We start from the raw sequence: 14,617 nt of genomic DNA on the forward strand, positions 1-14,617 counted from the left end.
CATTTTGTTGTGACTAAGTAATGTACAGTGCGCAGGGTCGCCGTTACACTGGCGCTTGCCGACTTCCCCTTTTTTGCTTGTCCATTACCTGATTGCCACCAATATGCCTCAGCTGCACCCTGAGAAAATCGCCCACAGACTGGAGCAATTGACCGAACTCAGCGTGGCGCTCGGCCACGGCCTGGGCGGTGAGGGGCGCGACATTGGCGCGCTGCTGCAGCGCATCGTGCTGCTGGCGAAAAGCATGAGCGGCGCCGACGGCGCCACCCTGTACCGGCCCGCGCTTGACGGGCGCCAGTTGGCGTTCGATATCAGCGTCAACGACAGCCTGGGCATCGCGCAGGGGGCGGACATGGGTTTGCCGGGCGTATCCCTGTTCGATGGCGCCGGCCAGCCCAACCTGGCATCGGTGGCCGCGTATGCGGCGAACATGCGCCGCAGCGTGAATATCGCCGACGTCTACCGCGACGAGGTCTTCAATTTTTCCGGCATGCGCGAGTTTGACCGCCACCATGGCTACCACACGCAATCGATCCTGACGGTACCCATGAGCGATCACGAGGGCGACTTGATCGGCGTGCTGCAGCTGGTCAATGCCAAGGATGGCGAGACGGGCCAGGTGCGCGCCTTTTCCTCCACCGACCAGCGCTTCATCGAGGCGCTGGCCGCGCAGGCGGGCGTGGCGCTGACGAATCAGCTGCTCATCTCTCAGCTGGAAGAGCTGCTCGAGTCGCTCGTTACCCTGATCAATATCGGCATCGATGAAAAGTCGCCGTACACGGGAAGGCACTGCCAGTTCGTGCCCGAGCTGACGATGTTGCTGGCCGACGCCGCGCATGCGACGCAAACGGGGCCGCTGGCCGATTTCCGGCTCAGCGACAACGAGCGCAAGCAGCTGTGGCTGGCAGGCCTGCTGCACGATTGCGGCAAGATCACCACGCCCGTGCACGTGGTCGACAAGGCCACCAAGCTGGAAACCATTTTCGACCGCATCGCCCTGATCGACACGCGCTACGAAGTGCTGCTGCGCGACGCCGAGATCGAGGCCCTGCGCCTGCAGGCCGCGCAGCCGCAACAGAAGGACGCCATTGCCCGCGCGCTGGAGCAGGAGCAGGCGGCGCTGCGCGAAGAGCGCGATTTCATCCGCACGGTCAACATCGGCGGCGAGAGCATGGCGCAGGCCGACCAGGAAAGGGTGCGGCAGATCGCCCGGCGCCGCTGGCGCGCGGCCGACGGCGAACTGCGCGATTTTCTCGATGCCGACGAGACGGAAAACCTGACCATCCGCGCCGGCACCCTGACGGCGGCCGAGCGGGCCATCGTCAACAACCATATCAGCGTGTCGATCCGCATGCTCGAAGCGCTGCCGTGGCCCAAGCACCTGCAAAAGGTGCCCGAATATGCGGGCGGCCACCATGAGCGCATGGATGGCAAGGGCTATCCGCGCGGGCTGACGAAAGAGCAGATGTCGGTGCCGGCGCGGCTGATGGCGATTGCCGACATTTTCGAGGCGCTGACGGCGCGCGACCGGCCCTACAAAAAGGGCAAGTCGCTGTCCGAATCGCTGCGCATCCTCGGTAACTTCAGCCTGAACGGCCATATCGACCCGGAGCTGTTCGACGTTTTCATCCGCAGCAAGGTCTATCTGACCTTCGCTGAAAAGCACATGCATCCGAGCCAGATCGATGCCGTCGACGAGGCGGCCATTCCGGGCTATACCCCTTGAAGCTGCCGCAGTCCTGGCGCAAGCATGGGGCGCGGTCGCTGCTGGGCGTAGTCCTGACCGTGGCGGCGGCCGTGCTGTGCCTGGCGGGAAATGAGAATATTGCCCGCCTCGATGCCATGCTGGGCGACTGGCGCATGCGCTTTGATGCGCCGCAGCTCGACCGCCGCATCGTCATCGTCGACATCGACGAGCAAAGCCTGGCCCGCGTGGGCCGTTTTCCCTGGAGCCGCGACGTGCAGGCGCGCCTGGTGCGCCAGCTCACCGGCCATTACGGGGTAGCCGCGCTGGGCTTCGATATCTCGTTTCCCGAAGCGGACACCAGTTCCGGCTACGCCGTGCTGCAAGGGCTGGCGCGCGGCGAACTGGCCGGCGTGGCCGGCTTGCCGGCGCAGCTGGAAAAGCTGCGCCCGGCCATGGATTACGACGGCCTGTTTGCCGAGGCCATGCGCGGACAGCCCGTGGTGCTCGGCTACAGCGTCTCGGAGCAGCAAAGGAAGGGCGTGCTGCCCAGGCCCGCCTTTACCGTCGCCGATTTGAACGGGCGCACGGTCACGGCCTACGTGGCGCGCGGCTACGAAGCCAATATCGCCCCCCTGCAGGCGGCCGCGCAGGGCGCCGGCATCTTCACGGCGCTGACCGATGCCGACGGCGTCGTGCGTTCCTCGACCCTGTTGCAGCGCATCGGCGACGGCTATTATCCTTCGCTGTCGCTGGCCACCGTCGCCGTCTACCTGCAGGCGCGCGCCATCGCTCCCCGTTTCACGGGCACGGCCGATACCCTGTCGGCGCGCGAACTGGCCAATGGCGGCCTCGAACACATCATGCTGTTCACGCCGCGCGGCGCGATGGCGATTCCTGTCGGCGAAGCCTTGACGACCACGGTGCAGTACCGCGGCGCGGGCGGCCCCGATGGCGGCGCCTTCCGCTACGTGTCGGCCGCCGACGTGCTGGCCGGCACGGTGCCGCCCGCGCTGCTCAAGGGCGCCATCGTGCTGGTGGGCACCACGGCGCCCGGCTTGAACGATATCCGCGCCACGCCCGTGAATGCCGAATATCCGGGGGTGGAGGTGCACGCCAACCTGATCAAGTCCATGCTCGACGGGCGTTTCAAGGCGCGGCCCGACTACGCGCTGGCGTTGGAACTGGTGCAGATCGTGCTGTTTGGCCTGCTGCTGGCGGGCGCCCTGGCCGTGCTGCCGCCGGCTGGCGTGATGCTGGCTACCGTGGCCGCGCTGGCCGCCGCCATCGGCATCAACCTGTACCTGTACGCCGTGCACGACCTGGTGCTGGGCGGTGCCGTGCTGTTGCTGCTGATCCTTGCGCTATTCATCGCCAACCTGGCGTGGGGTTATTTTTTCGAGGTGCGCAAGGGACGCGCGCTGGTGGCCCGTTTCGGCGAGTACGTGGCGCCCGAGCTGGTGGCCGAGATGGCCGACGATCCGCGCCGCTACACGATGGAGGGCGAGAACCGCGAACTGACGGTACTGTTTGCCGACGTGCGCGGTTTCACGGCCATTTCCGAGCAGCTGGCCCCGGCCGCGCTGCGCGAATACATCAACGCATACCTGACGGCCATGTCGGAAGATATCCGCGACAGCCATGGCGGCACCTTGGACAAATACATCGGCGACGCCGTGATGGCGTTCTGGGGCGCGCCCGTCGCCTTTGGCGATCACGCCAGCCGGGCCGTGGCCAGCGCCCTGCTGATGCAGGCCAGCGCGGCGCGGCTGAACCAGCAATTTTGCGCGCGCGGCTGGCCGGCGCTGCGCATCGGCATCGGCATCAATACGGGGCCCATGCATGTGGGCGACATGGGCTCGCGCATCCGCCGCGCCTATACCGTGATGGGCGACAGCGTCAACCTGGCCGCGCGCCTGGAAGGCGCCAGCAAGCTGTATGGCGTGGGCATCGTGGTGGGCGAGGCCACGCGCGCGGCCGCCCCGGATTTCCTGTACCGCGAGCTCGACCGGATCAGGGTGCTGGGCAAGCAGGAAGCGGTGGCCATCTTCGAGCCGCGCTGCCTGCTGGCCGGCGCCGCAGCGGCCGAACTGGCGCAGCTCGAGCGCTGGCACGCCGTGCTGGCCCGGCTGCGCGCGCGCGACTGGGCGCAGGCAGGTGAGCAGCTGGCCCATTTGCAGGCGGACTTTCCCGGCGATGGCCTGTACCGGCTGTACGCGGCGCGCCTGGAGCAGTACCGTAACGCGCCACCGCCATTGGACTGGGATGGCGTGACAGAATTGCACAGCAAATAGCCCGCCATTCGCCGGAAAAGGCAAGCGATTGCGGCATTTTTCACCATTGCGTGCGCATTGTTTGTTGCATTGCGATAAAAAACAGGGGGAAATGTTAGAAATTTCTGACTGGAAACTAAAAGCCGTCTAAAATTTGTCTTCAATCCATTGCCGGACATGCTGGCGCCTGCGGGCCGCGCGCTTGTCCGGTTACACAAGAAATCCTTCACATGACATATCGTTTGGTGCACCTGCTTGCGGGTTCCGCGCTGCTGTTCGCCGTCGGCGCCGCCGGCGCCGCTGTTTCCATGGATGACGCCGCGCCTGCCACGCAGGGCGACGGCGTGCCGCGCTTCGAGATCCGCCGCTTCGACGTCCAGGGCAATACCCTGCTCACGTCCGCGCAAGTGCAGGCCCTGCTGGCGCCCTACACGGGAGCGCAGCGCGATTTTTCCGACATCGCGCGCGCCGTCGAGGCACTGGAGGGGGCTTACCGCGAGCGCGGTTACAGCGCCGTGCAGGTACAATTGCCCGAGCAGGAACTGGAGCGCGGCGTGGTGCGCCTGAGCGTGCTGCAAACGCCGCTGGGCAAGCTTGCCATCGGCGGCAATACGCATGTGGACGAGGCCAACGTGCGGCGCGCCTTGCCGTCTCTTCGCGAAGGCGAGACGCCGAACTTGCCGGCGCTGTCGCAAAGCCTGAGGCTGGCCAATGAAAACCCGGCGCGCAAGATCGAAGTGCGCCTGCAAGCCGATGAACCGGCGGGCGCCATCGACGCCATCGTCACGGTGGCCGATGAAAAGCCCTGGAAAGCCATGCTCAACGTGGACAATACGGGCAATGCACAAACGGGCAAGACGCACGTGGGTGTGGTGCTGCAGCATGCGAATCTGTTCGGCCTCGATCATGTCGCCAGCCTGCAATACACGAGCAGCCTGGAAAAGCCGGACAAGGTGGGCGTGTATGGCGCCGGCTACCACTTGCCGCTGTATGCGCTGGGCGACTCGATGGATTTTTTTGCCAGCTATTCGAACGTCGATTCGGGCAGCGTCTCGGCCGGCATTTTCGACCTGGCCGTCAGCGGCCAGGGCAGCATGGCCGGCATCCGCTACAACCAGAACTTTGCCCGCAGCGGCGATTTCGAACCCAAGCTCGTGTACGGCATCGACTACAAGGCTTACCGCAACAGCGTACAGCTGTTCGGCATGGAACTGGGCGCCGACGTCACCGTGCATCCGCTCAGCGTCAGCTACATCGGCAACTGGACCTTGCCCACGGGCGAGACCAGCGTGGCGGTCACCTTCGCGCACAATATCCCTGGCGGCAAGCACGGCGCGCAAGCTGATTTCGACCGCGTGCGCGCGCACGCCAAGGCGGCCTACAACACGGTGCGCCTGAGCGCCAGTGCGGCACGCGTGCTGGCCGGCGACTGGCAATGGCGCGCGCTCGCCAACGCGCAGATCACGCCCGACGCGCTGGTGCCGGGCGAGCAGTTCGGCGCCGGCGGCGCCGCGTCCGTGCGCGGCTTTGCCGAGCGCGAGGTATCGAACGATTCGGGCGTCAACCTGAACCTGGAGCTGTACACGCCGAACTGGTGCGGCCAGGCTCTCGCTTACCAGTGCCGCGCGCTGGCGTTCTATGACACGGCCTGGCTGCGCCGCAACCATGCGCTGCCCGGCGAAAGCGCGTCGCAAGGCATCAGCAGCGGCGGCCTCGGCCTGCGTTTGCTGCTGAGCCGCTACGCCAATCTGCAACTCGATTACGCCCATGTCGTCAATGGCGGCGACACGGGACTGCGGGGCGCCAACCGCCTGCATTTCCGCCTCGCCTTGGCCTACTAGCATCAGGATGAACACCATGCACAACCACGTCCAGCACGCCACCGCTTTCATCCTGACGCCCGCCTTTTCATTGCCGCTTGCGCCGCCCCTGCGCCGCACGGCGCTGGCGCTGCTGCTGGCCGGCTGTTTCGGCGCCGTGCAGGCCAACCCCGCCTTGCCGCAGGTGGTCAACGGACAGGCCACGTTCAGCCAGCAGGGCAACATCTTTTCGATCACGAACACGCCCAACACCATCATCAACTGGCAGAGTTTTTCCATCCATGCGGGCGAAATCACGCGCTTCATCCAGCAAAACGGCAATAGCGCCGTACTGAACCGCATTACGGGACAAGACCCCAGCAAGATCCTGGGCGCGCTCGAATCGAACGGCAAGGTCTTCCTGATCAACCCGAACGGCATCGTCTTCGGCCAGGGGGCGAAAGTGGACGTGAACGGGCTGGTGGCCTCCAGCCTGGGCATGACGAATGAGGATTTCCTGGCCGGCAAGCGCCAGTTCACGGCCGGCGGCGTGGCCGGCGGCGTCGGCAATGCGGGCATGATTAACGCGGGCAAGGGCGGGCAAGTGCTGCTGATCGCGCCGAACGTGGAAAACACGGGCATCATCACGGCGCCCAATGGCGAAGTGATCCTGGCGGCCGGGCGCAGCGTGCAGCTGGCCGACCCCGGCAATCCGCAATTGCGCGTACTGGTGTCTGCGCCGGCCGACCAGGCGCTGAACCTGGGCCAGATCATCGCCCAGGGTGGCAGCATCGGCATGGCCGGCGCGCTGGTCAGCCAGCGCGGCGTGCTCAATGCCAACAGCGCCGTCGTCGGCGAGAACGGCAGGATCGTGCTCAAGGCCAGCGGCAAGGCGCTGCTCGAAGCGGGCAGCGTCACCAGCGCCGCGGGCGCGGCCGGCACGGGCGGCCAGATTCAAGTGCTGGGCGAGCAAGTGGGTTTGCTGGGCAATGCAAAGGTCGACGCCCGCGGCGCGACGGGCGGCGGCACGGTCTTGCTGGGCGGTGATTACCAGGGCAAGAACGCGGCCGTGCACAATGCGCGGCAAGTACTCGTCGGCAAGGATGCCAGCGTCAATGCCGATGCGATTGTCAGCGGCAACGGCGGCAAGGTCATCGCCTGGGGCAATGAATCGGCCCAGGTGCACGGCAGCATTTCCGCGCGCGGCGGCGCGCAAGGCGGCGACGGCGGCTTCGTGGAAACGTCCGGCCATTACCTGGCCGTCGACGGCATCCGCGTCAATACCAGCGCGGCGCGCGGCAAGCGCGGCAACTGGCTGCTCGATCCGTATGATATCGACGTGGTGCAGGGACCGGGCGGCAACCTCGCCAATGTCGATCAGTTCAGCGACATGCCGTCGACCGGCAGCACCAGCATCGGCGCCGATACGATCTCCGGCGCCACCAGCGACGTCACCTTGCAAGCCCTGCACCGCATCAATTTCAGCAGTTCGGTGAACATGCTCAATTCCGGCGTCAGCCTGACGGCGCAGGCGGGCGAAACCATCAATGTCTACGCCGCCATCACCACCAACGGCGGCAATGTGACCCTGTCGGCGAATGACCCTGCTAGCACCGGCGGCAACTATGGCCCGGGATCGAACGTCAATCTGAACGCGGCCATTACCAGCAACGGCGGCAACATTTCGCTATCGGGCGCCAGCATCGAGGGCGCCGCCACGGTTCATGTCGGCAACGGCAATCTGAGCTTGCGCGCGAATGACGCGCTGGGCGGCATCAATCTGTCGGGCGGCGCCGGCCAGCTTGCTGGCAGCGGCATCGCCGGCCAGACGGTGACCCTGCAGGCCGACAATATCACCGTTGCCGGCGGCATCGACGTCGGCGGCACGGCGGGCGGCGCAAATGTCATCATCAAACCCCTGAGCAGTGCGCGCAGCATCGACCTGGGCACCAAATCGGGTACGGCCCTCAGTTTGAACGCGGTTGAGCTGGCCGGCATCTCGGCCGCGTCGCTGACCATCGGCGACGGCACGAACACGGGCGGCTTGCGGATATCGGATGCGCTTGCCAGGACCGGCGATCTGCACCTCAATTCCGGTTCAGCCATCACGGCCACGGGCGCCGTGACGGTGGGCGGCAGCTTTGTGCTCGACGGCGGTGCCTGGGTGCAAAATGCGGCGGCCCTGCCAGGATTTAGTGCCAGAAACTTCACCATCGGCAGCGGCGCCAGTTTCCTGCGCGTGGCCGGCGGCGACGGTGCCGCCACACCTTATCTGCTCGCCGATATCTATGGCTTGCAAGGCATCGCCAGCCTCGGTCTGGGCAACAGCTATCGCCTGGCCGGCAATATCGACGCCAGCGGCACGGCGAACTGGAACGATGGCCAGGGCTTTGTGCCGATCGCCGGCAGCGGCAGCGGTTTTTCCGGCGTGTTCGATGGCGGCGGATTTACGCTCAGCAATTTGAAAATCGACCGCAGCCTGGTGCCAGGACCGGCGGCAGGCCTGTTTGGCACCGTGCAGGGCGGCACCTTGCGCAACCTGACCCTGAGCGGCGGCAGCGTCACCGGCAGGGCGAACGTGGGCGCGCTGGCTGGCGAGGTCGTCAGCGGCACTATATCCGGCGTGAACAGCAGCGTCGCCGTCAGCGGCCAGCGCAATGTCGGCGGCCTGGTGGGCAGCAACGGCGGCGCCATCACGCTGTCGGCCAGCAGCGGCGCCGTCACCGGCGTCAATGCCGACAACGGCGGCGCCATCGGCGGCCTGGCGGGATCGAATGCGTCCGGCGCCAGCATCGCGACTTCGTACGCCACCGGCGTGGTGACGGGCGCGCGCGAAATGATCGGCGGCCTGGTCGGCAACAACCAGGGCGCGCTGAGCCAGTCTTATGCCACCGGCAATGTCAGCGGCGCGCGCAGCATCGGCGGCCTGGTGGGCTTGAACGGCGGCAGCATCGACGATGCGTATGCCAGCGGCGCCGTGGGCCGGGCCGGCATTGCCGATTCCATCTTACCCTGGGAAAACATGGGCGGGCTGGTCGGTGAAAGCACGGGCAGCGTCAGCCATGTCTTCAGCAGCGGCGCCGTGAGCGGCGACGGCTACGCGTCCGTGGGCGCGGTGGCCGGCCGCGTGTCCGCCGGTTCCCCGTTCAGCTATGGTTTTTTCAATTATGAAACATCGCTGGTGCAGACCGGTGGCGGCGGCTCCAGCGGCCGCAGCACGGCGCAGATGCGGCAGCAGGGCAGCTTCAGCGACTACAATTTCAGCAGCGTGTGGCGCATTTACGAAGGCTACACGACGCCGATGCTGAAGGCTTTCCTCAAGCCGCTGCAAGTGAACCTCTCGGGCAATGCCACGGGCAAGGTCTACGATGGCCAGCTTGCCGCCTTCCTCGGTTCGATCGCCTATGTGGGATTGATCGACGGCGACACGGGCGTGAATGGCAGCCTCGGCTACGGCAGCAACGCGCGCAACGTGGGCAGCTATGCAGCGACGGGCCTGTGGTCGACCAAGTACGACATCACCATGGGCGGCACGACGACTTTCGCCATCACGCCGCGCACCCTCAACGTGCAATTTAACGGCGTCAACAAGGTCTATGACGGCACGACGGGCGCCGCGCTGGGTTTTGGCGATGACCGGGTTGCCGGTGACCGCCTGGACCTGTCGGCCCTGGCCAGCTTCAGCGACAAGAATGCGGGCGCGGGCAAGACGGTATTCGTGACGAACCTGAGCCTGGGCGGCGCCGATGCGGGTAATTACCTGCTGACCTCGACGGGCGGCACGACGCAGGCGACGATTGCGCAAAAACAATTGTCGACCTGGGTAGGCAGCGGCAGCGGCTTGTGGAGCGATGCGGCCAACTGGGACGGCGGCGTGGTGCCGGAAGGCGCGAACGTACTGGCTGTCGACTTTAGCAACAGCAAGGGCATCGTGACCTACAGCGCGGCGGCCGGCAACACCATCCTGAAAAACCTGACGGCGTCCGCGGGCTTATTGCTGACGGGCGGCAGCCTGACCCTCGGTGACAAGGCGCCGGATAGTTCCCTGCTGGCCAGCCTGGAAGTCAACGGCGGCAGCCTGTTGCTGAACGGCAGCCTGTCGGCGGATCGTTACGTGCAAGGCGGCGGCGTGTTGAGCGGCAATGGCAACTTGCTCGTCGCCAACAGCTTTAATCAGACTGCCGGCGCCATCCGGCTGGCAGGCCAGCTGGCCATCACGCAAGCGGCTGGCGACTTGCGCTTCGCCAGCCTGGCGGCCAACGATGTGCAGCTGAGCGCCTTGAACGGCGCCATCGGCCAGGACGGTGCGGTGCTCGCCAGCAGCCTGACCGCGCAGGCGCGCGACGGCATCGTGCTGAGTAATGCGGGCAATCAGGTCAGCAGTTTTAGCGCCAGCAATAGCGCCGGGGGCGGCATTGCGCTGAATAATACCTCGGCGCCGGGCGCCTTGGCGCTGGGAACGCTGACCACTGGCGCGGGCAATATCGCCATCGACAATACGGGCGGCGTCACGGCTGGCAATATCGATGCGCATGGCGGCAACGTCAGCGTGACGGCGCACAGCCCCGTTACCGTCAACGGCAGGATCGCGGGCAATGACATCGCGCTCAATGCCAGCACGGACGTACTGCTGGGCGATGGCGCGCAACTGGTAGCGGCGCGCGACATCAGCCTGGCGGCGGGACGCGACATCAGTATCAAGGGCAACTCCCGCGTAGCCAGCGGCGGCAATTTTACCGCCAGCGCGGAAGGCAATGTGCTGTTTGCGGACACGGCAAGTTTCACTTTGCCGGCCGCTGCCAGCATGAGCGTGCTGGCGAAAACGGGCAGCATCACGGGCACGCAGGGCGTGCGTATCAATCGCCAGCGCACCAGCGTCGGCTTGCAGGCGCCGAATGGCACGGTAAGCATGGCGGATGCCATCTTCCTGCCCGTCACGACCGTCGAACAGCCCGTGATCGACGCCGCCACGAGCGCGGCCATCAATGACGCCTTGCGCATTATTAAGCAGGCCGACTATTCCAACGTCCCGCTCGCTTCCAAACTGCCGGCCAAGCCTGCTGACAAGGTGCCGGACGACAAGGATGTTGCCGCCTCCGCAGGTAACTCAACAGGACCTACAAAAAATGAACTTGCTAAAAAAATGTACTGCAATTAAGGCCTTCTTGTGGCTGGCCCTGATGTGCGTGGGCGCGCATGCCTGGGCCGGCCAGGTGGCCGGCACCGTCATGCAATTGAGCGGTCCGCTGATGGCGAAAAAGGCCGATGGCAAGGTGAAATTACTGGCCATCAAGTCGGAAGTCGAGCAGGGCGACACCTTGCTGACGGAAAAGGAGACCTATGCCTTGATCAAGCTGATCGACAATAGCGAAATCACCTTGAAACCGAATACCAGTTTCGTGATCGAGCAATTCAGCTACACGGCCGAGCAGCCCGATGGCGACCACGCCGTCTTCAGCCTGCTCAAGGGGGGCTTGCGTTCCGTCACGGGGCTGCTGGGCAAGCGCAACAAGGAGCGCTTCGAGATGAAGACGCCGGCCGCTACCATCGGCATTCGCGGCACGACTTTCATTGCCAGCTATGTGCCGCCAGCGGCATCTGGCGGGCCAGTGTTGCCCAAGGCACCGGCGCCCGTGGTATTGCCGCCCGGCTTGTATGTGCAGGTGCTCGATGGCCTGATTCATGTGACCAATCCTGCCGGGTCGCAAATTTTTTCTGCCGGGCAATTTGGTTTTACGCCCAACTTCAGGCAGCCGCCCGCCCCCTTGCCCGTCAACCCCGGCATCCCGTTCACGCCGCCGCCGGTCTTTTCATCGTCGTCACCGGGCTCGGGCAGCGCGGCAGGCGGCAGCAAGCCTGCCACCGTCGACTGCGTGGTGCGCTAAGTTTTCAAGCAAGCCCGGCACACATGACAAATAGGGCTTGACCTTCCCATCATGGGATAGCAGATCCTGTACATATCAGTTAATCTTTCGTACAGGATCCGTCATGAACCAGAGTGCACTCGCTCCCGCCGCTTCCCCTCCCGCTACTGCGCATGCGCACGCGCAGGCGCTGGCCATCGAAGGCATGAGCTGCGCCTCGTGCGTGGGCCGCGTGGAAAAGGCCCTGGCCGCCGTGCCGGGCGTAACCCAGGCCAGCGTCAACCTGGCCACCGAAGTGGCCAAAATCAGCTCCGACACGCCGATTCCACTGGCCGCCTTGCAAGCCGCCGTGGAAAAGGCCGGCTACACGGTGGCGCAGCGCGAGATCGATCTGAACATCGCCGGCATGACGTGCGCCTCTTGCGTGGGCCGGGTAGAAAAAGCCCTGCTGAAAGTGCCGGGCGTGCTGGCCGCCAGCGTCAACCTGGCCACGGAAAGCGCGCGCATCAAGGTCACGGGCGGCGCGGATGCCGCCACTCTGATCGCCGCCATCGACAAGGCCGGCTATGCCGCCACGGTGCCCGCCGCCAGCCAGACCAGCGCGCCCGCAGTGGCCCCCAACCGCGACGGCATGAAAGTGGCGTTCGCGGCCGTGCTGGCCTTCCCCCTGATGCTGCCCATGCTGCTCGAGTGGGCCGGCATCCACCTGATGCTGCCCGGCTGGATGCAATTCGTGCTGGCCACGCCCGTACAGTTTTACTTTGGCGCGCGTTTCTACAAGGCGGGCTGGAAGGCGGCCCGTGCCGGCAGCGGCAATATGGATTTGCTGGTGGCCCTGGGCACGAGCGCCGCGTATGGCTTGTCCGTCTATCAATGGCTGACGGCGGGCGAGATGCTGCCGCATCTGTATTTCGAGGCCTCGGCCGTCGTCATCAGCCTCGTGCTGCTGGGCAAATGGCTGGAAAGCCGCGCCAAGCGCCAGACGGCTTCGGCCATCCGCGGGCTGCAAGTCTTGCGTCCGGAGTCGGCCCGCGTGCGCCGCGACGGCGTCGAGATCGACTTGCCCGTGGAACAGGTGAAAGTGGGCGACCTGGTGGTGATACGCCCCGGTGAACGGGTGGCCGTCGATGGCGTGGTGGTGGAAGGCGCCAGCCAGATCAACGAATCGCTGATCACCGGGGAAAGCTTGCCGGTCGATAAGCATCCGGGCGACAAGGTGACGGGCGGCGCCATCAATGCCGATGGCTTGTTGCTGGTGCGCACGCAAGCCGTGGGCGGCGAGACGACCTTGTCGCGCATCATCCGCCTGGTCGAAGATGCGCAGGCGGCCAAGGCGCCGATCCAGCACCTGGTCGACAAGGTCAGCGCCATCTTTGTGCCCGTGGTGCTGTTGCTGGCGCTGCTGACCATGCTGGGCTGGTGGTTCGCCACCGGCGAACTGGAGAACGCCATCATCAATGCCGTGGCCGTGCTGGTCATCGCCTGCCCGTGCGCGCTGGGCCTGGCCACGCCGACGGCCATCATGGCCGGCACGGGCGTGGCTGCCCGTTACGGCATCCTGATCAAGGATGCGGAAGCGCTGGAAGTGGCGCACGCCGTCGATACCGTCGTGTTCGACAAGACGGGCACCTTGACTGTCGGCAAGCCCGCCCTGGCGGCTCTGCATGCGCACGGCATCGACGATGCCCGGCTGCTGCAGCTGGCGGCCTGCATCCAGCGTGGCAGCGAGCACAGCCTGGCTACGGCCGTGCTGGATGCGGCCAGCGCGCGCCACATCGAGCCCTTGCCGACCACGGGCCTGTCGGCCTTGCCGGGCCGCGGCCTGGCGGCGCATGTCGACGGCCTGGACCTGAAACTGGGCAGCACGCGGCTGATGCAGGAGTTACAGGTGGACATGGCGCCGCTGGCGGACCGGGCCTTGTCCCTGGAAAACACGGGCAATACGATTTCCTGGCTGGCCTCGGGTACGCAATTGCTGGGCCTGTTCGCCTTCAGCGACCAGGTCAAGCCGAATGCGCAGGCAGCCATTGCCCATCTGCACAGCCTGGGCATCCGCACGGTGATGTTGACCGGGGACAACCAAGGCAGCGCCGACGCCGTCGGCAAGCTGCTGGGCATCGATACGGTGGCGGCGAAAATGCTGCCGGCCGATAAAACCGCTAAAATTGTCGCGCTGAAAGGCGAAGGCGCGAAAGTGGCCATGGTGGGTGACGGCATCAACGATGCGCCCGCGCTGGCCGCTGCTGACGTGGGCATTGCCATGTCGACGGGCACGGACGTGGCCATGCATGCGGCCGGCATCACGCTGATGCGCGGCGATCCGGCCCTGGTGGCGGACGCCATCGATATCTCGCGCCGCACCTACAGCAAGATACGGCAGAATCTGTTCTGGGCCTTCATTTACAACCTGATCGGCATTCCGCTGGCCGCCTTCGGCTTGCTCAACCCCATGGTGGCGGGCGCGGCGATGGCCTTCAGTTCCGTCAGCGTGATCAGCAATGCCCTGTTGCTGCGCCGCTGGAAAGCCCGCAGTCATTCAGGTCGCGCGCATACCAAGGAGTCATAGGATGAATATCGGCCAGGCAGCCAGTGAAACGGGCGTATCGGCAAAAATGATACGCTACTACGAGAGTATTTCATTGTTAAAACCCAGCGCGCGCAGCGACGCCGGTTACCGCATCTACACGCCGAACGACTTGCACGCCTTGCGCTTCATCAAGCGCGGGCGGGGGCTGGGTTTTTCGCTGGAGCAGATCCGCGAGCTGCTGTCGCTGTGGCAAAACGACCAGCGCGCCAGCGCTGACGTGAAAGGCATCGCCCTGGCCCACGTCGCCGAACTCAACAAGCGCATCGCCGAACTGACGGAAATGCGCGACACGCTGGCCCACCTGGCGCAGTCGTGCCATGGCGATGACAAGCCCGATTGCCCCATCCTGCAAAGCCTGGGGCTGGCCAGCGACACGGAAGCGAAGGCTTGCTGCCATTGAGTTAAATCAA

At 65.4% G+C, this 14,617-nt stretch carries 7 protein-coding genes; all 7 read left to right on the forward strand.

Going from position 1 to position 14,617, the window contains the following annotated elements:
* Positions 1-103: 103 nt before the first annotated feature.
* The 7 genes from CSQ95_RS14855 (at position 104) to cueR (ending at position 14,607) form a co-directional block, all read left to right on the forward strand.
* Positions 104-1,726 (forward strand): HD family phosphohydrolase, encoded by a 1,623-nt coding sequence (locus CSQ95_RS14855; protein WP_099410117.1) that lies wholly within the window; start codon positions 104-106, stop codon positions 1,724-1,726.
* Positions 1,723-3,978 (forward strand): CHASE2 domain-containing protein, encoded by a 2,256-nt coding sequence (locus CSQ95_RS14860; protein WP_099410058.1) that lies wholly within the window; start codon positions 1,723-1,725, stop codon positions 3,976-3,978. The genes CSQ95_RS14855 and CSQ95_RS14860 overlap by 4 nt, the downstream gene beginning before the upstream one ends.
* A 209-nt stretch (positions 3,979-4,187) precedes the next feature.
* Positions 4,188-5,798, forward strand: coding sequence for a ShlB/FhaC/HecB family hemolysin secretion/activation protein (locus CSQ95_RS14865; RefSeq protein WP_099410059.1), 1,611 nt, complete (start codon positions 4,188-4,190; stop codon positions 5,796-5,798).
* A 16-nt stretch (positions 5,799-5,814) separates the two neighbouring features.
* Positions 5,815-10,914, forward strand: a complete 5,100-nt coding sequence (locus tag CSQ95_RS14870) for an S-layer family protein (RefSeq protein ID WP_099410118.1) — start codon at positions 5,815-5,817, stop codon at positions 10,912-10,914.
* Positions 10,915-10,921: 7 nt separating this feature from the next.
* Positions 10,922-11,641: a FecR domain-containing protein gene (locus CSQ95_RS14875; protein ID WP_257218055.1), complete on the forward strand. Its 720-nt coding sequence runs from the start codon at positions 10,922-10,924 to the stop codon at positions 11,639-11,641.
* Between the two features lie 103 nt (positions 11,642-11,744).
* Positions 11,745-14,186 (forward strand): heavy metal translocating P-type ATPase, encoded by a 2,442-nt coding sequence (locus CSQ95_RS14880; RefSeq protein ID WP_099410060.1) that lies wholly within the window; start codon positions 11,745-11,747, stop codon positions 14,184-14,186.
* Position 14,187: 1 nt separating this feature from the next.
* Positions 14,188-14,607 carry a Cu(I)-responsive transcriptional regulator gene (gene cueR / locus CSQ95_RS14885; RefSeq protein ID WP_070311137.1) on the forward strand — a complete coding sequence of 140 codons (420 nt, stop codon included), beginning with the start codon at positions 14,188-14,190 and terminating at the stop codon, positions 14,605-14,607.
* Positions 14,608-14,617 lie beyond the last annotated feature (10 nt).

Source organism: Janthinobacterium sp. BJB304 (assembly GCF_002735765.1).
GTDB lineage: Bacteria > Pseudomonadota > Gammaproteobacteria > Burkholderiales > Burkholderiaceae_D > Janthinobacterium.